This window comes from Atopobium sp. ICM42b, assembly GCA_000564995.1.
In the GTDB taxonomy this organism is placed as follows: domain Bacteria; phylum Actinomycetota; class Coriobacteriia; order Coriobacteriales; family Atopobiaceae; genus Lancefieldella.
On record JDFH01000002.1, the window covers coordinates 146052 to 168499 of the forward strand.

The window sequence follows — 22448 nt, forward strand, 5'->3', positions numbered from 1 at the left end:
TTCACGATGCCATAAAAATTTCATCTGTAAAGTAGGCAGTGCCGTAAACGGTAGTATTGCATGCGCAAGTGTAAGCGCGCTCAATGCGCGTTGCATGCGCGACTGCTCATGTTTTCCCAGCGTAATGCGGGGACAATTATCACAAAAACTGAGCCCTATTTTGGGTACGTTACTATCACTTCATAAAAACTTTTACTACTGAGTAGACATTTGACCACGTAAAACCTGATTAAAATATTTCATCTTTGCCTAAAAAATTCAAATTTAGATACCATTGACAGCTTTTTTGATACCACTCGCAGTACGTTAACGTACCCATTATTTCATCTTGGACAAACTAGCTGCAATTTTGATGAAACGCACGTCATCATAAGCGCAAATTATCTCAGCCAATTGAGATAGCAGGTGTTTCACCTAAGGCAAAACCGAAGGAGACGATATGCGCACCAACGAAGATTTGCACCAGAATCAAAACGCTCACTCTGAGCACTCATCTAACGCAGGCTCCCCTGCCGGACAGACCAGAAGGCAATTTTTGAGCAGAAGCGCTCTTGGTCTAGCCGCTCTAGCAGGTCTTGGCCTTACCGCCTGCCAGACAAAGGGTGGCGCAACTGCTGCTAAGGGAACCGCAAAGAAAGTTGACTCCGTAGACGGAACCTTCCAGTACGAGAAGGTCTTCCCTGTTCTAAACGACAACGAGGCATTTGACGACTCTCTTGTTACCAACCAGCTCAACAGCTTTGTTTGCTTTGCTGGTCAGGGCACCGTCTATGTAAAGAGCTCCGAGCCTCAGAGCTTTGCGCTCTTTGTAAACGGTCACCAGGTTCCAACCGACAAGCTTGACGGCTCCTCCTGGAACCAGATTGACATCTCTGATGTAACCGTCAACGGCGATAACCGCCTGCAGGTCAGCACCGTTAAAGAGACCCAGGCAACCTTTGAGGTCAAGATTGGCTACCCAACGCTTATTGACGGCACCAAAGATTACGCCGACAACGACAACTTCAAGCTGATTGACCAGATTATCAACGCAGAGATTGCCAACGGCTTCACCTCTGCCCAGCTGGTAGTTACCAGGTACGGCAAGGTTATCAAGAAGACCAACTACGGTAACGTCAATTCTTACAACAAAGACGGCTCTCGCATCAAAGATGGCAAGGCTGTTGACGACAATACCCTCTACGACCTGGCTTCTAACACAAAGATGTATGCCACTAACCTGGCAATTGAGAAGCTGGTTACCGACGGTCAGCTGGACGTTTCCAAGAAGGTTCAGGAGTACATTCCAGACTTCAAGGACCAGGAGGGCGATAAGATCCTGGGCAAGAACGAGCTCACCGTTCGTGAAATCCTAGAGCACCAGGCTGGATTCCCACCAGATCCTCAGTACCACAACCGCAACTACAACCCAGAGAAGCCTGACGATCCACAGCCAAACGCAAACCAGAAGCTGTACTCTCAGAATCGCGATGAGATTCTGCAGAAGATCATCGAGACCCCTCTGCAGTACGTCCCAGGTACCAAGACTGCCTATTCCGACGTAGACTACATGCTGCTTGGTTTTATCATCGAGAAGATCACCAACAAGCGCCTTGACCAGTACGTTAAAGAAGCTCTTTATGAGCCACTGGGACTCAAGAACGTCACGTTTAACCCACTGGACAACGGCTTTAAGGCTGACGGAATCGCAGCTACCGAGCTTAACGGCAATACTCGTGACGGCCTGATTACCTTTGACAACATGCGTACCGACACCATTCAGGGTACGGTCCATGACGAGAAGGCCTACTACGCCATGGGTGGCATCTCTGGTCACGCTGGTCTGTTTGCCAATGCTTCCGACCTGGCTGTTCTTGTCCAGACCGTTATGAACCGTGGTGGTTATGGCAACACCATGCTCTTCAGCGAGGACGTTCACGACCAGTTCATCAAGCCAAAGGACACCAACGTCACCTACGGTTTGGGCTGGAGGCGTAAAGGTCACATTGGCTACCAGTGGGCCTTCTCGCCAATTGCAAATGCTTCAACTGTTGGTCACACCGGCTGGACCGGCACACTTACCGTCATTGACGTCTACAACAACACCAGCTTGGTGCTGCTCACCAACACTAAGAATTCACCTGTCATTGACAACAAGGTCAACCCTAACGACTTTGTAGGCAACCACTTCCTGACCGGTGGCTACGGCGTTGTTTCTACGCTGGCATTTGATGGCCTCGACGACGCAAACGCCGAGGGCAACAACGCCAAGCTCATGGACATGGTCATTGCCAAGTACAAGCTCATTCAGGCCGAGGCAGATTATCAGACTGACCCCGATAAGGCTTCCCTGAAGGCATTGCTTGAGGTCTGCGACCAGAGGAAAGACTCCAAGGTTATCAAAGACTTCCAGGCAAGCGATTTGTATAAGACCATTTCGGAGTTTGTTGGTAAGTAGCACGCGGAAACCGCTTACCGACAGAGGTTTCGCTCAACAGTGAGAAGTGACTCCTTACGTAAAGCTCGTGTAAACAAGCTGCGAAGCGGGAATAAACGCAGTACACGAACAAGGTACGATACACATCTTGTCTAGCAACGGCCCTCTCCTCCGTCTAGACACACCAAAGCCCGGATGCTATTGCGCGGCATCCGGGCTCTTTTTGTGCGTGCGCGCACGCTGGGCTTTTGAGTGCGCGGGTCGGGCGCGCCGCGAGCCTGAAAAGTGCAAAGAATCTGTATTTGAGCCACCGATTCTTTGTCAAAATCAGGCAAATCCACAGTTTCTTTAACGTTTTCAGGCAGAATTTACAGATTCTTTGCAGAAATCAGGCACGCTTTGCGGTCACGAGCTTGCAGGTGCGTTCGCCGGACTCGCAACTTACAGTGCGGCGAGAAAATCCTCTGCTTGCTGAGCAATTGCCTCATGAACCTCGGGTTCTGGCTCCCAAGTTCCCTCAGTCCAAGCGGTAACAGGAAGCGAGAAGCCATTGAACGGCTCAACCGGCTTGGTGTGCAGGGCCAGGAACTGCTGCTTTACCACGGCGAGCGATCCTGCAGTCTTGTTTCGGCCGCCAACGCCACTTGCAGTGACAACCTTGCCAGCAATTGCGGTCTCGGACTTCTTCTCGTAATCGGAAGTGAGCGGACGGCTCAGCCAATCCAGGATATTCTTGACAGTACCGGGAATGCTGTAGTTGTACTCCGGAGTAAAGAGCCACACTCCGTCGGCAGCCATGACTGCGTCCCTAACCTTTTGGACACCTTCAGGAGCTGGGAATTCCTCGTCCTGGTTGAGCAGAGGGACGTCCAAAACGTCAACGACCTCAATCTCCGCCTTGCCTTCGAGTGCCTTTGCTGCAACCTGGCTCAGCGTCTTATTGAACGAATTCTTACGGCCAGAACCGATGATAAATACAATTTTCTTCATAAGCAGACCTCTCCGCGAATGCTGTGTAAATAAAAATCATGCACGAGCAAACCGGCCCGTACATGATTTGTGTACCCAAATGATAACTCTGTAGTCGTAGTTAACAGAAGTCCGAGAAATTCGCACAGCTCTCAAGCACTTTTACCACCTGCTCAAGACCTGCGAGGTCTTCCTGGGTGAATCGAGCCACGCTCGGACTATCAATATCCAGTACGCCAACTACCTGGTTATCCTTGACGATAGGAACGACCACCTCGGAGTTGGATGCAGAGTCGCACGCAATATGTCCTGGGAACTGATGCACGTCCTCTACCAGCTGGCTCGTCTTTGTTGCCGCAGCCGTACCGCACACTCCCCGACCAAACGGAATGCGCACACAGGCAACTTTGCCCTGGAACGGTCCTAGGCGCAGCTCAGGAGTGCGCGGCTCGTGGGCGCTTAGGGCTGCACCCGATTCCAAGTCTAAATCCGACTCCACGCCCAAACCCGCGTCCGGCTCCACTCCCGTCACCGTCACAGGATCTACCAGATAGAACCCTGCCCAGTTGATGTCGTCAAGCGCGTCCCATAGAAGAGCAGCAGCGTTGGACAACACCGGCAGCCAGTGAGCGTCAACCTCGGCAAGCGAGACAATCTGTTTTGCAAGTAAACCGTAGTCAATCATGCTTACTTCTCTGGCAGAATCTCAATCCAGCAGCCATCAGGGTCTGCGATAAAGTAGAGACCCATCTTTGGGTTCTCTTTAACAATGCAGCCCATCTCCTCGTGAAGCGCGTGGAACGCATCAAAATCGTCAACGCGGAACGCAATGTGAGTGTCTTTTCCGCCGTTGTCGTAGGGGTCTACCCAACCACGGTTCCACGTGAGCTCCAGCTCAAATGGAGACCAGTCGTTTACCAAAAACGTGTTGGTCCAAGAGCCGTCCTCTGGTCCCTTAACGCGGTCAACGCGAAATCCCAGAGCCTTCTTGTAGAACTCGACGGTTTTCTCGTTATCCAAAACGTGGGTGCAGCGGTGAACAAATCGTGCCTGCATAAATCCTCCTTTGATATCGAGAAACCCCGCTACTAGACGGGGTTTCTCGCCATATGAACTACGTGCTGGTAGATGGACTGCCAGCGGAAATCGCGTCCGACTGCGCGGTCGTACCCAATCGTGCCCGTAGCCGTCGCGCGCTAGTTGAGCTCCTGCTCAAGCTGATCGACAAGCTCGCCGAAGTACTTGAGCGCAGCGTTAACGGGGTCTGGAGTGGCCATGTCAACGCCAGCGCCGCGGAGCAGCTCAATTGGGGTCTTGGAGCAACCGCCGGACAGGTAGCCAATGTAGTCCTTGACCGCAGGCTCACCCTCGGAAAGGATGCGCTGGGACAGGGCAATAGCTGCCGAGAAACCAATGCAGTACTGGTAGACGTAGAAGTTATAGTAGAAGTGAGGGATGCGCGACCACTCCAGCTTGATCTCTTCGTCCAGCTCAATGCCAGGTCCAAAGTACTCGGCGCAGAGCTTGCCGTAGCGCTCGGAGAGAACCTCGGCGTTCAGAGCCACGCCATCAGCGTTCATCTGGCTGATGTCGCGCTCAAACTCGGCAAACATACACTGGCGATAGATGGTGCCACGGAAGCCCTCAAGGAAGTGGTTGAGGATGTATGCGTGGCGCGCAGGATCGGTCTCGTGCTCAAGCAGGTAGTGCGAGAGCAGCGCCTCGTTGCAGGTAGATGCAACCTCTGCAACAAAGATGGAGTAATCGGAGTAGGTAATCTCCTGGTTGTGGGACGAGAAGTACGTGTGCAGAGAATGGCCCATCTCGTGGATAAGGGTGTAAACATCGTCAAGACCGCCCTGGAAGTTGAGGAGCATGACAGGGTTCATACCCTTGCCACCTGCGGAATAAGCGCCGGAGCGCTTACCTGGAGTCTCGTACACGTCAACCCAGCGGCTCTCAAGACCCTTCTTGACCAGACCAACGTACTCCTCACCCATAGGTGCCAGCGCCTTAACAATAAGATCGCACGCCTCCTCGTAGGTAAACTTCATGTCAACGTCGTCAACAAGAGGAGTGTAGACGTCCCAGAAGTGCAGCTCATCCAAGCCCATAACGCGCTTACGCAGGTCAACGTACTTGTAGAACGCTGGGAAGTTCTGGTGAACGGCGTCAATCAGGTTGTTGTAGACCTTAACAGGAATCTCGTTCTCTGCAAGAGCGGCCTCAAGGGAGCTTGCATATTTTCTAGATGACGAGAAGAACTGCAGGTTCTTAACCTGGCTGGTCAGAATTGCAGCGGAAGTGTTGCGGAACTCACCAAAGCGGCTGTAGAGCTGCTTGAATGCAGACTCGCGCAGGACGCGGTCAGCATCCATCAGCAGAGGAACAAATGAGCCGCTGGTCAGCTTATGGGTCTTGCCCTCAGAGTCAACAGCGTCGTCAAAGGTAAGATCTGCATCATCAAACATGGAGAAGATATTGGTTGGCTGAACAGCAAGCTCTTCAGCACGTGCCAAAAGAGCCTCTTCCTCAGCAGAAAGGGTGTGCTCACGCTGGTTCAAGATCTTGTTGAGCTTACGACGATAAAACTCAAGAGCTGGAACCTCTGCATAGAACTTCTCGACAGATTCTGCTGGAATGGCCAGAAGCTCTGCGGCAAACCAAGAAGTTGCCTCACCAACCTGGGTATATGCGCTGGTAGCGTTTGCAACGTATGCCTGGTACTTGGCCACGCGAGTATCCTCGTCGCTCTTGCGCTCAGCGTAGTTGATAATCTTGTAGAGCAGAAGGTTCATCTGGTCCTCAAGCTGCAGAAACTCCAGAAGAGCCTGTGCTGAGGTGGAAATCTTGCCCTTAAACGCAAGCAGCTTTGGGCAATAAGCCTTGAGCTCCTCGAGCCCAGCCTCAAATGCCTCATCACTAGGGAACATTGAGGACAGGTCCCACTTATATTTGCTGTCAATTTCTTCGCGAGACTCGTATGCCATGAGCCTTCCTTTCTTGACCGGGTCAGTATTCACTGGTATTTAGTGTCCCACATACACGCTGATTTCATGCTGATAACAAGAAAAAATGAACCCATTTGATACAAATCGTCAATCGAGCAAAACCTTCACGTCTCCACCCATACCGTTCGCAGAAAATGTCAGCTTTGGTGAACAAACAGCAAATCCTTATATCCATCAGGGATATAATCGCAGGTGAACAACGGATGGAGGATTGTCATGAAGATGCACCTCATTGAGCCCGACGCTCACACCCAGACCACACCTACCGTGTTGCTAATTCATCCCATGCTCTCGTCAGCAGAGGGAATGAAAACAGTTCTTGTGAGTAATATAGGCAATGACCTGCGTTTTCTAGTCCCAGATCTTGCTGCCCACGGGGAAGAAGATGCAACGGAATATGTCTCAGCCTCTCAAGAAGCTGCGCAGATTCATGACTGGCTGCTGGAGCACGACATAACCCATCTCTCCCTGGGTTTTGGCGCGTCCCTTGGCGGAGTAGTTCTATCTGAGCTTCTCAAGTTCTCCGATTTAGTCTTTGACCACCTCTTCTTTGAAGGAACAAGCTTCTGGACAGGAGGATTTCTTGCCTCCGCGCTTGAGCTTGTGCTCAAGAAAGTGTTCCTTGCCAAGCACCGCAAAGCCATTGCAGACCCCGAACTTTCCGTACAAAAGATGGAACAACTTTACGGAAAAGTTGCAGCTAAACCTATGTCAGAGCACTTTATTGCGATGAGCGACCAAAGCATCCAAAACATCATTCATGACTGCAGCAACGTTGACCCGCCCGCTCTTAGTCCCGACGTACAACGCCGCTGCATCTTCACGTATGGCGAGAAGGACTTTGACTTGAAACGCGCAAGGAAGGTTCTGCCTAAGGTGTATCCCGAGGCCACGTTAACTATCTGGCAAGGCTATGATCACTGTGAACGCATGACCAGCGATTCAGCAGCGTATGGCCAGATGCTAAGGGAACTTGTGGTTTAATATTCTCCACTCGCATAGCGGGTGGTTTTGTGTTTCGCGCGTTGCACGCGCTCAACAGGCTAAAGCCTCGAAAAGAAAGCTTCCGAACCAGAGGGTTCGGAGGCTATTATTCCCGTTATTTCGCTGGTGGCTTTACTCTATGGCGATGTCGAAACAGCATCAGGCGGTACTCAGCAGCATCAAAACGCGAGTTCAGAAGCCAGTTTCCGCTATTCCCACTCAATAAATCAACTTTTTCACCTGGTTCATAGATTGCTCTAGTTTGTATCGCCATTTGGACGTGACGGCATATTATGGTACATGGCGACACGTTACTGGGACAACACTGGGACAAAAAAACGAAAGTCAAACTAAACTCAGCCAGATTGAGTTTCGTTTTTTCCATTTAGAAGGCGTGACAGGCAACGAATTTTCGCAACGTAGCTTGGAGGTGTGATTGCGCTTCCAAGCCACGTTATAAATCCTGAGCGAGGCAGGGTAGAACAGTCTCTACAAACCCTCCTCTACAGGCTATCAACCTAAGCTCTTTTTCAAAATGTTCTCCAGCTTAAGGTATGGTCTTCTTCTGTGACGATTGTCTACACCGTCCAAGATGTCGGCCACGTCCGCAGCTTCCCCCTCGGTCATTTCAACCGCAATGACCAGTTGAAACTTCGCTCTCGACGCGCCAGTGTAGAAAAGCAATCCTGGAGGAGCTTGATATTCGCTGTCTTGCTCCCAAACAGCCTTGTCGACGTCGATCAGGAACACTACATCAGCCTCGAGACCCTTGAACTCCCTGCAGGTATAGACGGGAACCTTGGAGGTTCCCCAGGCTTTCATTTGATTATCACTGCGGTCGACTCTGATCTTTGCTTTGTGCTTGGAATTGCGGATGGTTGAACACGTCAAGACGACCATGTCTTCGGCCTTGATGCCATCCTGCTTTGAGGATTGGATCATCTTGTCTATCTGGTCCTCAACTTTTTTTGGGTCAGTTTCAAATATGAATCTCGGAGGCTCTCCCGAGACGGCTTCGTCCCTGAGCCTATGTTTAATCTTTCTGTTAAGTCCATTGATGGAGCAGTCGGAGATGCTTCTGGTGTTCCTGCAGTTGACGTACAGGGTCATCTTGCAGTCAGCTTCGCGAATCAGATCGGGGAGGTCCACTCCCTGAATAAGCTGTCTTTCGTCATAGAACACGTAGAAGGAACCGTCTTCGTGCATGGAGTTCAGCAAGTACAGAGACTCAAGTACGCCGGCATCCGCAATCGCCCTCATGCCGAAGTCCTGTCCTTCATCGATGATGATATGCCTGCTTCGAATCTTTGACTCGTCCGGGCATGTGTCGAGCCATTTGGACAAGCCCCTGTAGTCATCGAAAGAGCCTGTTTTTGCCTTGGCAAGACCCGATACCGTCATGACGTCCACGTAGTCCGAAAGGCCCTTCTCTCGGATTCTCTTGGCTACATCCTCCTTGAGAAGCCTGTTGACGCACAAGAAGAGTGACTTTTTGCCTTCGGAGGCAAGTTGATTGGCTCGCTCGATCGCTAGCAAGGTCTTGCCGGTGCCGGCCGCTCCGTTAATGACAGCACTTCTTTGGTCGACAAGGAAATCAAGGATGCGTGCCTGGGAGTCCAGCAGCTGCAAGAACTTTCTCTCTGTCCTGTCAAACCTAACGGAAGGCATCTCCACGATGTTGAAGCTGGGAAGCAAGACTTTGTCCAGTATGGACTTTTCCTCAGCTTCGGAGAGTCTGGTGGAGCTTGCGGGACAATAGTCGTGTCGGTAAGAGTTCCATTTCCCATTAGAGCAGGCGCCGAAGATCTCCTTGATTTTCTTATCGGGATTGAGGGTGTCCTCGTGCGTGAGCGTGAAGTCCGCAAGCGCATGCGGAGGAAGATTGAGGGAACTCAGCTGCGAGCTGTTCATATCGGGGAACCAGACGGCAGAGAGGATGGAGCACTCTTTGATGCCGAGGCCGCCGTCCTTCTCTGAGTTGATTCGTTCCCTCATTCGGTACATTGCGTCAGCGGCCTGGTCGTATGGGTCGTGGTTGAACTTGGTTCTTCCACCATTGTAGAACCACTCGGAATCGCGATATACGATATTCCTGCCGGCCTTGGCCTCGATGCACAGAATTCCCAGTTCCCTGTGATAGACGACGAAATCGCTCTCCCTCTCTTCGAAGCCGCGGTTGAACTTCTTCCTGTATTTAAACGAATGGATGACGATGTAGTCTTCGGACAGCCTGTCCCTTAGCGCGTAGTAAATCTCGTCCTCGTGGCTGCTGTCCTCAAAATCCCTTGGACCGTCGGTTGGATATATCCTTGCGGTCATGTCTATCCTTCCTTAAGTATTTCAATCAGTTCGTTTGATGTCGTTTGCTCGGCCAGCGCGAGAGTCCATCCAGATATCTCTGCGGACTTTCTGCCAGTCACTTCGAGGATGTGGTCGAACTCCGACTGTTCGATTACCGCGACTCGACGGCCCTCCCAAGCGAGCAGTGCGACGAACTCGTCATCCAAGAAGCCGAAAACGACATTGGGCTCTGGAAGCTCCTCGAACTCGTCACCACAAATCTTGGCAAGCTCTGCCAGCAATCGCTGCCCGTCCTCGGATCCCGCTTGGGCATCTTCGCAGATGCGTTGCATTCCAGTAGAGGAGTAGTCGACGTTAGTGAACTCCGGGCACACTTCAATCCCTCGGCTCTCAATGACATCTAGAGATTTTTCCTCTGCGTCCGAGGGGCGTTCATCTTTGGTGCTTGCCTCTACTTGACCCCCTCGACTCGAAAGTAGTGTGCCGAGGATTTGCTTTGCAGCGCCGCGAGACAGGTCAGCCTGCTTCGATTGGTTGTAGTAGTTCGCGATACATCCGTAGCAGCAGGTCTCCTCTCCGCAACCGCAATGTCCGTCCACGACATCGTAAGCTGCTTGGATGAGCTTTTCGACCATCTCACTCAACTGCCTTGCATGGCCCGCTCCTCCCGGGACGTCATCGTAGATGAGCAGAGACATCGTTCCGTGGTCGTTCTCGTACAGGGTTCCGCCGAGCTCCGTCTGAGGAATGTCTAGCAGCTTGGCAGCAGCTGTGAAGATGGCCCACATGACTGACTCCCAGCCATATTCGTCGGCAGCAGGAGCGCCGTCGATGTCGAGCACCAGTTCAATCACATCGCTAACGAAAGCGGTTCCGAGGGCGTCTATGCGGTTATACGAAGGGACGGGATTGTCCTTCTTGCAATACGTCGCGTGTACGACGTCTTCCTTGAAACCTGCTGCTGCGCCGCAGTACTGGCAGATTTGGAATCCGGCTTTGCCATTACTGTTCACCGCACAAAGCTGTCCATTGCCTGAAAACCTGGCCTCGACGGTTCCGCCGGGGAAAGAGTAGCTTGAGGGTGAGACCTCGTTGATGGAGTGCTGGCTAAAATAGATCTTTGAGTAGCCCGTGAATCGAGGCTTCCTGAGTCCGATACCTTTCTCCATCTCCTCCCCTTCGAAGCCAAGCGAAGGGATGAGCATTTTCTTGCGCAATTGGACAGTCTTGTGGCATACGGGGCACTCGCCCTCGTAACTGAGGTTGTCGATTGGCCATACGAAAGCGCCGCATTCGCATTTTCCGAAGGAGCGCGTGATCAGCTCGTGCCCCTTCTTCTTGCGGATTCCGGTAGAACGCCAAAGCTTGCCGCCTGCGACGATCTCCGAACCAGGGGCGTACTCGCTAATCGCTTGCCTGAGACCCCTTTGAAGCCGGAGACTCTCCTCCTTTTTACTATGATCAAACTCTCCGAGGTGAAGCTCTACCAAATCGGTCGGAAAACCATATTTCGGGAGGATACCGTTCTCCGCGAGTATGGAGATGGTCTTCTCCTTCTCGAGAGCTCCCTTGGACTTTTCGAGCTTGCTGCGCTCGAAGCTGTCGGTGGATTTTCCAAGAGCATCCTCAATGCGCAAGAAGTCCGACCTTTTGATGCCGTGGGTCCTGGTTAGTCGGCCAAACTCGGCGGAGACGAGCTCCTTGATCCAACTCCAATCGTTGACGCCCAGGCTTTCGGAAACGCTTCCACCAGAAGGGAAGATGACTTCCAACTGGCGGGAGATGGTCTCCGGGTGGTCCTCCAGAAAGCTTGAGAGCTGCTTGAGACCGCGAGGCTCGTCATCCTTGAGGGACATAAAGTCATCGTAAACGAGAGAGTAGTCCTGACCCTCATCATCTCGCATGTGGCGGAAGAACTCGGACATGGCCACTGCGAAGATGTGCCTGATGGCGATCTCCGTGTTCTCCATGTAGCAGTACGGAACCCAGGTGTCTCCGGCGATGATTCTCCTCGGATCGTTGAAATGAGCGATGTCGTGCGGACGGAGCCTGCAGAAGGTGAGGGCGTAGCCTGGCATTCCCGCGCGACGTCCCACTCGACCGGCCCTCTGAGTGTAGTTCGCGGTAGACGGCGGAACGTTCCTCATGAAGATGGCCCTCAAGTCACCGACGTCGACGCCGAGTTCGAAAGTGGTAGTGCAGGAGAGAACGTTCACGTCGCCCTCGATGAACCTGCTCTGGACAAGCCTCGCTCTCTCGGACGAGAGCTGTGCAGTGTGCTCTTCAATCTCGATTGGAAGAGCTTCCTCGCAGTAGACCTCCTTGTAGAAACGGTCCTTTGCCTTAGCCTCGGCGAAAGTCATCCTCTCCAGGCGCCCTTCACACTTGTTCGTCATGCACACGCCGTTCGTGTCGAAATGCGACTCGCAGCCGCAGGTGTCGCATCGGAAAACCACGTCGCTGTCCTTGTGCGGATACATCTTCCAGATGTCCTTGTTCAGCTGGAATCGATCTTTGTTTCCGACCATGTATCCCTCTGCTTCGAAGTGTAAGGAGAGGTAATCGGTCAGGAAATCGAAGAGTTTCTTCAGTATCGTTCGAACCTGCTCTCTAGAGACTTCGACGCCATAGACCCTGCGCGCATACTTCCTGATGAAAGTCGCCCTCTTGTTGTCGATGGTGGCAGAGGTGCTTCCCACGAACTTGATGTCGTTTTTGCCGGCGCCTTCACCGCCGTAAACGACGTCGTTCGCGCGGGCGAGGTGGTTAGTGCGATACTTGTTGACTCCGACGGGCACCTCGATGGCACCCCTCTCGCGAAGCGTTTCCAGGCTCATGACCAGGAAAAGCCTGTAGTCGAAGATGGTGAGCCATGGGAACTCGCCGGAGAGATTGAAGACATCCTCCTCGAGTACTCCTGCAATGTTTTCATCCTCGAGGTCGTCGACAAAAGAGGTTGGCTCGACTCTCACGACGCCGAGGCCTTCCAGACTGTTCCTGGAATCCTCAGCCATCAGCTCGTCGATTACCCAGGCCAAGGCCTGGTCTTCCTTTGAGCCGACGCCCATGAAGCCGGAGTATCGCTTGAAGCCCGTTTCGGCAATCCAGTTGCACACCTGGGTAGGAGAGCAGCCCTCGCCAGACGGAGACTTGGCTTCGACGGCCTCGCGGATAAGCTGTCGGATGGTGATGTTTCCGTAAGTACGCTTCATAGCAGGCGCGAAGAACGCAGCGTCTTGGCGCTTGTCGGAGAAGCAGATGACGTTTCCGCCATGCTTCTTTTCGGCTTTGGCAAACCTTCCTTTCTGCTTGGGCTCGGATCCGGCCTTGAAGGACGGGATGTCTCTGACGAGGTCGTAGCACACGACGCTTCCAGCCGCTTCGGGCGACACTCTCATTGGCTGAATCGCGACACGGCTCGTGTAGCCGCAATGATTGCATCTCGCGTCATCTTCGCTGGCGCTGTTGTAAGCGATGGGGATTCGTTCGCATGCTTCGTGTTCGAACCTATGCCCGATATCGTCTTTTTCCATGCCGATGGAGCCGCAGGTAGGGCAGAGCCACTGGACGGTCTCGTCCGGGTCCGCCTCTTCGCCTTGTGGAATCAATCGATAGTAGTCACGGGGAATAAACTCATCGTCAGCGTTCGTCCCCTGATGCTTCGGATTGAGCCATGGGTTCGGGTTGGTATCGCTTATGGATGCCTCCTGTCCCAGGACGTAAGCCTGGCCACAATGACGGCATACCGACGTCTCGTAGACTGGGACCTCGTAGCCCTCGGGCGACCTTTCGACCGTCGTTTTATGTTCGATGAGCTTCCTGTCCCTCAGGTTCAGGAATATGCCCTCGGGCGCCCTCAGGAATGAGTGGTAGCGGCTTGTCAGAATGGGGACGTCTTCTGACCTTTGCGCCCAGGAGAGAACCTCCACCATCGAGGACAGGACCTCGATGTCGTCGTCCGACCCGTTCATCCCCTTAATCCCTATGCTTTTCATCTCGTCGATATCCGTAAGGTCGAGAAGGGCCTCGGACATAGTTCTTACGAGCGCCATGGTGGAGGCCTCGCCAAGGAGTATTTTGCCTAGGCCTAGCAGAGGTGACTCGAAGTCGGCCAAAATCTGCAGTTTCTCGGACGGGATGGCCGACTTCAACACGTCGGTAAGAAGGCTTCTCATTTCGTCAGGATTGTATCCTATGCATTCGCGGAGCTGCTTCCAGACTTGAAGGGGCAGGGCTCCCCACGGGGAGTCGTCGAGCGCGGACACGGGAGAGTCCTTCTCACTGGTAATGACATCAAGGTTGGACGGGTCCGACGAGAACGGCTCGCCGAACAGTTCTTGGGCGAATTTCGCCACGTTCGGCACATCCTCGTCGGAGCCGATGGTCGCAGATGTGGCGTAGCAATGGAGCTTCGGCATAGATCCAACCTCGGACGCAATTCGGGCTTTGAGCCTTCTGATAAGGTACGCGATCTCGGTACCAAGCGCGCCGGTGTAGATATGGGCCTCGTCGATTGCGATATGGCGCCAGTTGGCACCGAAAACGCTTCCGAACAGAGGGGCATCATCGGGACGCAGGAGCAAGTACTCGAGCATCGAGTAGTTGGTCAGGAGGATGTTGGGCGGGTTTTCACGAATTGACTCACGCGAGATGATCTCGTTGCGGAGCTTTTCCTGGCCAGGGTTCTCGCTCTCCCACTTCTTGATTGCCTTTTCCGGAGAGGTTTCCGTGTCTCCGGTGTAGCGACCGAAGGTGATGTCCGTACCGGCAAGAAGCTGCCTCAGTCGCTTGAGCTGGTCGTTTGCCAAGGCATTCATGGGATAGAGAATCATGGCCCTGATGCCGCTGGATGGTCCCTTTTCCTCGAACTCCGCTAAAATGTCGTTCACAATAGGAAACAGGAAGGACTCGGTCTTGCCTGAACCGGTACCGGTGACCACTGCATAGTTTCGACCGCTGACGGCCTTCCTGATCGCGCGCTCCTGATGTACGTAGAGAGGCCTGTCCGCGTCGAAGCCGCCGAGCTTTAGCATGCTCTCGCAAAGTACGCCTTCGTCGACGAGCTGTCTCACGCTAGACGCAAGCCTGTACGGAGGAGCGGCCTCGAGAAACGGGCCTTTGGCGAGAAATCTCCTTTTTCCGAGGATTGTCTCCAGCTGGGACTGAAGGTCAGGGTCTGCGAAATGGATCGTGGTCGCTATGTACTCGCGATACAGATCCTCTATGGTCCTCGCAGTTTTAATGGGATTGAACTGCTTCTTCTCTGACATGGCTAACCTTTCAGTGGAACTTCAAATGAATACTCATAGCGCGGTTTTCCCATTCTCGGCTTGGGAGCGAAGACCGCTGTGACTTCTTTTTGGGTGCGAATCAAATACGCGACTTCATCCGGAATCGTCAGCTCGGATGAGTCCTTGGCGAGCAGAACCTCAACCAAGTCCTTCGCACGACGCCCGGTGCGCTTAAACAGAACACTAGCATTGCTAAGGACCGGCTTGTCGAATCTGAGGTAGAGGGACCCGTCCCTGGACACCAGTTGGTAGTCCTTAACGCCTATGCCCTCCATGCACCTGAGCAACTGCGCGTCGGTCCAAGCCAACGCGACACCGCCGGGAGTCTCCTTGTCTCCGTAGCCTACTGAGAGCATCATGTTAATGTCCCTTGGTTCGGTGCTGTTAGGGACGAACATCTTTGGGGCAGCGAACAGGTTGAAGGAAATCACGGCTGGCTGCTTCAACTCCTTGATGCATATCGCATTGAGGCCGGCAAGAACGTAGATGACCCTGTTGTATCTCCATCCGGTAGCCCGAATGGTGATTTCCCCCTTGCTAGTTCCTAGCGAGATGGCGTCAGCAAGGCAGACGGGACGTTTCCGCGAGATTGCGGCAATTTCCTCGGGGATGCTCACGTCTAAAGCGGCGAGCGCGAGTTTTGCGTCTACGCGGCGCGATCCGTCCTCGGACTCAATCGTGAGGGGAAGGAACTCGTCTTTGAGCAGCATCCTCTTGGAGTAGTCCCCTCGAGCGCGAACTTCCGTCACTGTTCCATCGGGATCAGTGACCCTGATGTTGAGCCTTGAGTTGAAGGAGTAGCTAGCGACCACGATGCCATTTTCGGCATGCGCCTCAACGAGTCTGAACTGTTGTATCGGAACAATCGCGAAACGGTACCTAAATACGACCTTGCCGCCATCCGAGATTTGTCGGGCGACAATCTCAACCTCCTCCGAATGCCAGTTAATCCTTGAAGCGCGCTCAAGAGGCAGAGCAATCTTTCTAGTCCTCGAGGCGCCGAAGTCGTCTTCCCAAACCACTTCGCGTGGTACGTAGAAAGGTTCTCCGTTGCAAGTGCATATGATGTCAAGGTCCCTGAATGCAGTCTCGCCGTCGGCGGCCTCGATGGTGATTTTAGGCAAGCCGGCGTTGTCTCCGTCTCTGCAATACACGTAGCCGAACAGGTCGAGGCCTCCGAGCGTCTCGCCGATGATTCGGTGCTTGTTGATGTGGACGCGGTAGGACTCCTTCCAGACGGCGACCTCTTCGTCGTCCTTTGCGCACATCTTCTTGAAGATTGAGCCCGAAGCTCCCGGATCGACGTCGTAAACGAATACGGACGTTCCGCTCCAGTCTTCGCCAGACTCATACTTTTCAACCGGGGTCATTCCCGTTCCCGAGACGATGTAAAAGCCGTCTTTCAACACGTAGGCGATGCGCCTGCATCTCGTGATTTTGTCGTTTCGGCTTCGGAGGTGGTAAGTTCCATCGATGCCGCGGATGAACTCAAAGCATCCAGGCTTACTTTGCTGGAAGGACTGCTCAAGCGAGCTCTTCTGCTCGAAGGAGCACCCATCCCCCTCAGTTCGCTTCATGAGTCGCAGCTCGAGATCATATCTTGCCTGGGGCTGAACTACGATTTCCACGTCGTCGAGGATGCACTTGTTCAGCTTCATCTCGAAGCGCTGCTCGTGGAGCTTGACGCCGCCGATGTAGAAGTCGATTTTGTCTCCAAGGAAGGTGGGTGGGTATTGCTTCTTCGCCCACTTAACCGAGACGACACCTTGCTCGAGATTGAGGCAGAGGTCGGCGGAAGGCAGGCTGACATACTGTTTCAGAGTATTTGCTTGTCCTCTGCTGGCACCGCGAGCTGCACTTGAGCTGCTACTAGATTTCTTCTCTGCCACTTCGTGTAGCGTGACGATTGCGGCCTCTGGGAGGTTAAAGCTTTCCATGAGGACATATTCGCTCCTGGAGAGCCTGTTTGTCTCGATCTGCGCTGCCGCCTTAAGCGCGGCTTCAAAAAGAGGGGCGATTGTGAAGTCGGGAGCCTTCTGTAAGATTCTGATTACGGATTCTTTTTTCGGGGCGTACTTACCGCCATCACGCTTCAGCTCTTTTAAAATTGCGTTTCCGTCGATTTCACCACCGAACCCGACGGAGCCGCTCCTCAATTCTTTTGCCAGGGGCATGAGGGAACACTTCCACAGGTCTTCCCAAGACTCTCCAGAAAGACCGCCGTGCAGCAGTGCCGTGTAGAAGTAGTAGGCAGCAGCTTCTCCTTGGGCGTACAAGGGCATGCCTCGTTTTTTGAGTAAGTAGACAAATCGTCTCTTTAAGTCGTTTAGGATGTTTTGGCTCAAGGGCAAAGTTTTTGAGAAGTTGCCCCACAGGTTGTCATCAGCGAAGGAGTCCCTGGCGAGATCTGCCACAAAGATAAGGAAGAGATCGGGGAGGAACTGCTCGGAAATGTCGAGGACCTTTCCGGGATGGGCTTTGTAACCCGAAAAGAGCTTCAGGAATGATTCTCTAATATCCTCGAGCTCGACTGAGAATGCCGGGAACGCTTGGTGGACCAGTACTGTATCGTAGCGGTCGCATAAGTCGTCAAACACAGCCTTTGCTTTTTGCTGGTTCGACTTCAGAAATTCGCCATGAGGAGTACTTAAAGAAGACTCATGGACGTAGTTGTACCTGCAATCCCACGATTTTCTGTCAACCCGTTTAGGCGCTGTCTTGTTTGTTTTCTCCGGTGCGGATTGGATAGAGTGTTCTACAGGCTTTTGGCGTTCCTGAGACATGAGCGACACGAAGCGCATAGGATCGTCAAAGTAGGCATCGGCGAGTTTTGTGAACTCGCTGAAGGCCTTGCCAACAACGTCTTTAATTATAGACTCGTCTTCGTCGAAAGCCTCTTCAAGCGTCTTGTAGCCGGCTCTTGACAGGGACCGGGTGAGTCGGACGCTTATATTCGTGTCATCGAGCGGCATTTCTGCAAGCTGCTTCGCCTTGTTTCGCAAGTTTTCCATCGCTATCAGCTTCTTTTTGAGAGTTCTTTGATCATACAATTGCGAACAAACGCTGAAAAACTCATACCTCTCATGCTGGCGACATCAGAAGCAGCCTTTTTAGGTTTTTCGAAATACGAACCGTAAAGGCGATCTGCTCTCTATCTAAAAGAAATCGCTGAATCTCCGCCTCTGATGCATCCTGGGTGACGAGCTCGCTGTATTCCATGATCTACCCTTTCGGTAGGTATCAAAATGCAATATAAACATTTTACGACCAAAGCATCTCGCCGCCGATGTACTTCCATTGGAATGGTCGATAAATTAATGCATTTCAGCTGATGATTTTGACATTGGGCGCTTAAAAATGGAGTGGGTAGAGAGGTTGGAAACCTTCCCTTAATGCCGAAAACATGCAAGTCGCTTGCGACAATTCCAGAGGAGTTTCTATGAGTGACTAGTATGTGCGGTATGAAATTGTAGGTCGTATTATTGTCGTCTTATCACTTATGGAAAGAATAATTGTGCGTAGCTTTAGAAAACCTGAGGAGAGACCGGTGATCTTCGCGACAGTAATCTCGTCGTCACCCATATATCCTTCACCGAGTACTTCATATTCGTTATCTACCCAGATAATATTGCGACCGGTAGTACAATCTTGAAGAAGTGTCTCTAGAATCCGTGTTGGATACCGTAAGTCAAAGCTCTCGATAAAGCCAGAACATATAGTATGCTGTCCATTGGATTCCACTGTTAACTGCTCTTTCTTCTTAATTTTCTCGAGCATACTTATGTATATGACTCTAAGAACTCCAGCTTATATACCTAGTTTATGGGTAAATATAACTAAATATATATATAGATTTCACCATTAGAAAAACGATACATTAGCTCAGATGACAGGAGATGCTAAGGCAAATTGAAGAGTAGGGATTTTTCATCAGCACTTTGGATATTGAACAAAAACACCAGCTCTCCCGACGAAGGAGTTCAAGGAACCGCCCGCTTTACCGGAAAAAGGCTTGAACTCACTATTCCTATAGGATGCCTTCTTGAAAAACCTCCCGTTAATGGGGTGATCACATACGGAACTGATCCAATCGAGGCACCCGAGGCCTTTGGTCTTTGTCAAACGGGTGAACGAATTACCCTTACAGAATTATCAACACCTGGTCCCGGATTTTCATCACCAGGGACCAAACGGGAAAATCTGACAGCCACCTCTGCATTGGTATGTAAGACTGACTTTATTTCACCAAATCCAAATGTCCAGAGTTTAACACTTCAAGTCTCTGGTCTCTGGAACTGGACAGGAGCAGACTTTAACAACATCACAAGCACATTCGAAAATAATGAATGGATAAGCACCAGCGGAACTTGGTGCATCAATGATTTTGAGAAATTGCCCCTATTTAAAAACGAAAACGTAGACATATCCCTACAACCAGTACTGATCGAAAAAGGTGGTCATATCCCTTTACAGGAATTTAGTATAAGAAGTGATGTGTATCTGCACATTGAACTCGCTGATCACACAACACCACTTAATACCGCTATGAATCGGTGGGTTTATCCAGTGTGGCAAATGCTCACTTTTTGTATGGGATTTAGATGCTCTATCGACGAGATAGAAATTAAAACAGAGGATGGTTTAAATGCACTCTACTACCTCCCTTTGATAATAGGAGAGGAAAAACCTAGTGAAGCCCAATTGGATCACATGCCTCTACCCTATAGCTTTGTTTCACAATTGCATACAAACTTCTTAGAAAGTTGGCTACACCTAGATGGTGATGCAAAGCGTGCTGCGCTAACACTAATTGGCATCCACAACAATAGTAAAATCAACTGGCTTAATCCAATGTTTACTACGGTTTCAGGTGCCTTTGAAGCCATTTCCCGCGTAGGAGAAAAGACTCAAGATATAGCAAATAATCGGCTTCAAAGAATTAAAGCTCAGATAGAGAAGTGCTTTGAGGATGATGAAGATATCCGCTGGATTCTTCAAAAGGTTAATAACAACATCCCTCCAGCTAACTACTATGCAAACTCTCTCGTAAAAAAACTAGGTCCATTTGCCGACTACATTATTCCTGATAAAACTCGTTTCCTTAAAGATCTTCGCAGAAGTCGCAATGCCTATATACATCAAACATCAGAATTGGAAAAATCAAATATGATTTCTGATGAAGAACTTTATTCCCTTATCATGGCAACTAAGGTTCTTTGCTACGGCGCAATTATGCTGCACTTGGGTATAGCTCCAGAAACCATCCTCAAGTGCTTCCAAACATCTCTTTTCTGTCATACAGAAATTCATCAATATGCAAGAAAAATGTACTCGGTTAATCAAAACAAACCCAACTAAGTAAAAGAATTAAACGACTTTGCACCAAATAGGTACATACATAAAGTTAAACAGGAAAACGTCAAAATATCGAATTTGTTTTGTACAAAGCAGACCTTATATAAATAGTTGAGGGCGTAAAACTATTGACACAACGCTATTTATGGCAGCACACCAAAGTCTGATTACGCACAAATGCAAGTAAGCGTACAAGCACAACAATACAAAGTCCTGCTGCAAGTACCGTTTCAACAGTAGCTATTCCGTCGAGCCATTGAAGAGGCTGACCGAGTTCAGTCAGGTATGCTGACGTCTGCGTACGCGCAACGATACAAATTACAAAAGGGAAAGTAAACGCGGCATGACTGGGAAAGAATGGTTTTGTAAGACACCTGATGCACCACACAAAAGAAACTACATAAATAATTGAAGCGATTGCCAGCATAACCAAAAGAAACGGTACAGACTTTGGCGTAATAGATTGAATATATCCTGCAACACAAAGACTTGTTGGAGCTGCATAAATGCAAGCGAGTGACTCAACAGAATCAGGTACTGGTCCATATTTAACATACTTTATGCTTACAACTATCAAAAGCACCACAAGGCAGATAAATCCAAACCAAAATGCAACCGTGCCAACACTTGTTTCAAAGTTGAACGCCGGCGCTGTAACACTTGCAACAACAATGCCTACATACACAATGAACCAGCTGGCGTGCACATTCTCCCAATTAAATTTTGCAATATATCGAGAAGTAAAGAAAGCTATGCACAGTATATGCAACGCAATTCCTGCAAACCAAAATAATTGTGCTGCATCACCAATATCAGCCTTCAAATACACCGAAATCAGCATAACTGCCATCGGATATGTTGCAGCAACTGAAAGTCCAATTGGATCTGAAAGCTCTCGCAATACAACTTTGGTCGACACCATAAATTTGAGGGTATAGAGAGCCAAAAGAGCAATAGAGAGTATGCCGCAGGCGAGATAAAGACCTTCAAAAGAAGCCTTAAAAAGATTTCCAAGTGCCGCAAAACCTAATGCAACACCACAAATAGCAACGGGAACTTTTTGGACATAGTTCATAAGGACTCTTCTGTCTGTTTAGGAATTTCTTTTGCCGCTTTCAATAGTATATAGATAAGACCAAGCAGGAAACAAAATGATACATACATATATCTATCAAGAAATTATGAAGTATCAATTACTATGATTTATAAATAATTATGAATATATTATACTTTTAAAGAATCATAGTATTTTTAGAAGGTAGTGAAATGAAAGATTACGGATACCTAAAATACCTTGAACACCTACGGACACTTAACGATGACGACTTGCTGACTGAAGGGCGTAAAATACGTTCAGCAGATCGCACACTCGAAATGATTGCATCAAAACTCTATTGGTGGGTCTTTGTCACTTTAACCAGCGGTATTGTAGGCGGTTTATTGCAGTTCATGAATAGAGCTGTTGAATTTTTCGAAATATCAACTATTTGCACGATTGTCCTTACCATTCTTTTAGGCTATTTAATCATTGCCGTCGGAGTTTTTTTTATTCTTTGGGACGCCTATAACTCAGTTATCGAAAAACATATTATCTATGATGACTACTGTGAGAACAAAAAAACCCAGATGGATGTCAATGAGGAGAAACATGGAAAGTAAGCTCTCAGAAGTATCAGAAATACTGAAAGAACAGTGGGAAGATAATCAAGTAAAATTCGCAATAGGTGGTGTGATAGTATACGCAATCATTGCGATAATCTACCTGATAACCCTACGTACATTTAACCAAAGCGTAGTAGGACAGAAATACGTCGACATCCTATTACAAGGCGATTGGACTCAATACTTCATATGGTTTGTCATATTGACGATTCTCTGCGCTGTTATCTTATATGGAATCTTTCGCTTAATTTGGGGGACATATGAAGTCGAAAGATGTCATCGACTTCTAGTCTTTATTCTTCCTATAGTCTTGGTGCTTTTTCTTTTCGGATGTATTTGGATTGAGATCCAGGTTCCAGTTCTACGAATTGCAGGAATTGCAGCGGTTGGTGGTGCTTTAATCTTTAGTAACATATCAGGCAACTAAAACTTTGAAAAGACCAAGCAGGAAACAAAGTT

13 protein-coding genes are annotated in these 22448 nt (G+C 50.3%); 5 read left to right on the forward strand and 8 right to left on the reverse strand.

Annotated elements, in window-relative coordinates:
- Positions 1-439 precede the first annotated feature (439 nt).
- Positions 440-2437, forward strand: a complete 1998-nt coding sequence (gene pbp4b / locus HMPREF1493_RS00770) for a penicillin binding protein PBP4B (protein ID WP_035427015.1) — start codon at positions 440-442, stop codon at positions 2435-2437.
- A 420-nt stretch (positions 2438-2857) separates the two neighbouring features.
- Here pbp4b and HMPREF1493_RS00775 read toward each other — a convergent pair whose 3' ends face one another.
- The 4 genes from HMPREF1493_RS00775 to pepF all read right to left on the reverse strand — a co-directional run bounded on the left by HMPREF1493_RS00775 (position 2858) and on the right by pepF (position 6375).
- Entirely contained in the window at positions 2858-3406 is a 549-nt protein-coding gene (locus tag HMPREF1493_RS00775) for an NADPH-dependent FMN reductase (RefSeq protein ID WP_035427017.1), read from the reverse strand.
- A gap of 100 nt (positions 3407-3506) precedes the next feature.
- Entirely contained in the window at positions 3507-4070 is a 564-nt protein-coding gene (gene msrC, locus HMPREF1493_RS00780) for a free L-methionine (R)-S-oxide reductase MsrC (protein ID WP_035427019.1), read from the reverse strand.
- A gap of 2 nt (positions 4071-4072) precedes the next feature.
- A complete protein-coding gene (locus tag HMPREF1493_RS00785; protein WP_035427021.1) occupies positions 4073-4441 on the reverse strand; it encodes a VOC family protein in 369 nt (122 codons plus the stop codon).
- 140 nt (positions 4442-4581) lie between these two features.
- On the reverse strand, positions 4582-6375 hold the full coding sequence (gene pepF, locus HMPREF1493_RS00790) for an oligoendopeptidase F (RefSeq protein ID WP_035427024.1): 1794 nt from the start codon (positions 6373-6375) through the stop codon (positions 4582-4584).
- Positions 6376-6588: 213 nt separating this feature from the next.
- Here pepF and HMPREF1493_RS00795 point away from each other — a divergent pair, with 213 nt between their 5' ends.
- Positions 6589-7380 (forward strand): alpha/beta fold hydrolase, encoded by a 792-nt coding sequence (locus HMPREF1493_RS00795; RefSeq protein WP_232215475.1) that lies wholly within the window; start codon positions 6589-6591, stop codon positions 7378-7380.
- Positions 7381-7893: 513 nt separating this feature from the next.
- On the opposite strand, the gene HMPREF1493_RS00800 is transcribed toward HMPREF1493_RS00795, so the two are convergent.
- Genes HMPREF1493_RS00800 through HMPREF1493_RS06805 form a run of 3 tightly spaced genes read right to left on the reverse strand, consistent with a single transcriptional unit; the run spans position 7894 to position 17983 of the window.
- Positions 7894-9699 (reverse strand): nuclease-related domain-containing DEAD/DEAH box helicase, encoded by a 1806-nt coding sequence (locus HMPREF1493_RS00800; protein ID WP_035427027.1) that lies wholly within the window; start codon positions 9697-9699, stop codon positions 7894-7896.
- A 2-nt stretch (positions 9700-9701) separates the two neighbouring features.
- Positions 9702-14951, reverse strand: a complete 5250-nt coding sequence (locus HMPREF1493_RS00805) for a DEAD/DEAH box helicase family protein (protein WP_035427029.1) — start codon at positions 14949-14951, stop codon at positions 9702-9704.
- Between the two features lie 2 nt (positions 14952-14953).
- The gene (locus HMPREF1493_RS06805; protein WP_051485199.1) at positions 14954-17983 is read right to left on the reverse strand and encodes a hypothetical protein; all 3030 of its coding nucleotides are present in this window, start codon (positions 17981-17983) and stop codon (positions 14954-14956) included.
- Between the two features lie 898 nt (positions 17984-18881).
- On the opposite strand from HMPREF1493_RS06805, the gene HMPREF1493_RS00825 reads away from it, so the two are divergent.
- The gene (locus HMPREF1493_RS00825; RefSeq protein WP_035427037.1) at positions 18882-20330 is read left to right on the forward strand and encodes a HEPN domain-containing protein; all 1449 of its coding nucleotides are present in this window, start codon (positions 18882-18884) and stop codon (positions 20328-20330) included.
- A gap of 136 nt (positions 20331-20466) precedes the next feature.
- Here the strand turns inward: HMPREF1493_RS00825 and HMPREF1493_RS00830 are convergent, their stop codons facing one another.
- Entirely contained in the window at positions 20467-21402 is a 936-nt protein-coding gene (locus tag HMPREF1493_RS00830) for a TDT family transporter (RefSeq protein ID WP_035427039.1), read from the reverse strand.
- 191 nt (positions 21403-21593) lie between these two features.
- On the opposite strand from HMPREF1493_RS00830, the gene HMPREF1493_RS00835 reads away from it, so the two are divergent.
- Together HMPREF1493_RS00835 and HMPREF1493_RS00840 are read left to right on the forward strand one after the other, a co-directional pair.
- Positions 21594-21986: a hypothetical protein gene (locus HMPREF1493_RS00835; RefSeq protein WP_035427041.1), complete on the forward strand. Its 393-nt coding sequence runs from the start codon at positions 21594-21596 to the stop codon at positions 21984-21986.
- Positions 21976-22416 (forward strand): hypothetical protein, encoded by a 441-nt coding sequence (locus HMPREF1493_RS00840; protein ID WP_035427043.1) that lies wholly within the window; start codon positions 21976-21978, stop codon positions 22414-22416. Before HMPREF1493_RS00835 ends, HMPREF1493_RS00840 begins: the two co-directional genes overlap by 11 nt.
- Positions 22417-22448: the final 32 nt, after the last annotated feature.

What these genes read in the sequence shown, in the direction of transcription:
- HMPREF1493_RS00805 (WP_035427029.1), bottom strand. Translation starts at nt 14,951, where the DNA reads ATGTCAGAGAAGAAGCAGTTCAATCCCATTAAAACTGCGAGGACCATA.
- HMPREF1493_RS00775 (WP_035427017.1), bottom strand. Translation starts at nt 3,406, where the DNA reads ATGAAGAAAATTGTATTTATCATCGGTTCTGGCCGTAAGAATTCGTTC.
- HMPREF1493_RS00785 (WP_035427021.1), bottom strand. Translation starts at nt 4,441, where the DNA reads ATGCAGGCACGATTTGTTCACCGCTGCACCCACGTTTTGGATAACGAG.
- pbp4b (WP_035427015.1), top strand. Translation starts at nt 440, where the DNA reads ATGCGCACCAACGAAGATTTGCACCAGAATCAAAACGCTCACTCTGAG.
- msrC (WP_035427019.1), bottom strand. Translation starts at nt 4,070, where the DNA reads ATGATTGACTACGGTTTACTTGCAAAACAGATTGTCTCGCTTGCCGAG.
- HMPREF1493_RS00835 (WP_035427041.1), top strand. Translation starts at nt 21,594, where the DNA reads ATGAAAGATTACGGATACCTAAAATACCTTGAACACCTACGGACACTT.
- HMPREF1493_RS00840 (WP_035427043.1), top strand. Translation starts at nt 21,976, where the DNA reads ATGGAAAGTAAGCTCTCAGAAGTATCAGAAATACTGAAAGAACAGTGG.
- HMPREF1493_RS00800 (WP_035427027.1), bottom strand. Translation starts at nt 9,699, where the DNA reads ATGACCGCAAGGATATATCCAACCGACGGTCCAAGGGATTTTGAGGAC.
- pepF (WP_035427024.1), bottom strand. Translation starts at nt 6,375, where the DNA reads ATGGCATACGAGTCTCGCGAAGAAATTGACAGCAAATATAAGTGGGAC.
- HMPREF1493_RS00830 (WP_035427039.1), bottom strand. Translation starts at nt 21,402, where the DNA reads ATGAACTATGTCCAAAAAGTTCCCGTTGCTATTTGTGGTGTTGCATTA.
- HMPREF1493_RS06805 (WP_051485199.1), bottom strand. Translation starts at nt 17,983, where the DNA reads ATGGAAAACTTGCGAAACAAGGCGAAGCAGCTTGCAGAAATGCCGCTC.